Origin of the sequence: Winogradskyella litoriviva (genome assembly GCF_013249065.1) — a bacterium.
Classification (GTDB): Bacteria; Bacteroidota; Bacteroidia; order Flavobacteriales; family Flavobacteriaceae; genus Winogradskyella; species Winogradskyella litoriviva.
This window is the reverse complement of record NZ_JABRWQ010000042.1, coordinates 1-395: the sequence shown is the minus strand read 5'-3', so window position 1 is coordinate 395 and position 395 is coordinate 1. Positions and strand designations below refer to the sequence as shown.

General features: G+C 43.5%; 1 protein-coding gene. It reads left to right on the top strand.

All coding sequences use genetic code 11. From position 1 onward, the window contains the following. The coding region (locus tag HNV10_RS17110) for a DUF7507 domain-containing protein (RefSeq protein ID WP_173302685.1) at nt 1-395 on the top strand (395 nt) is incomplete at both ends.

Sequence of the window (395 nt, the reverse complement as noted above, 5' to 3'; positions counted from 1 at the left end):
GAGTTAACGGTTACAAAAACAATCACGACATCAGGAAGTGCTTTAAATGATGTGATAGCATATGACATTATTGTAACGAACACCGGAAACGTTACTGTTACAGATATCGAGATAACAGATGCCAATGCAGATTCAGGCAGTTTAACTTATCCAGGCGGCTTAGCAAACATTCCAAGTTTAGCACCAGGCGCAAGCGCCACAGTCACAGTAGCGCAAACGATAGCTCAAACGGATTTAGATGCAGGCTTTATAGAGAATAGTGCAACAGCGACAGGCGATAGTCCAACAGGTACAGATGATGTGAGTGATGTTTCAGATACGGATGTAGATCCAGATGGTAATCCAATCTTAGACAATGAGACAGTAGACGGACCAGATGCAGGAACCGACACAAC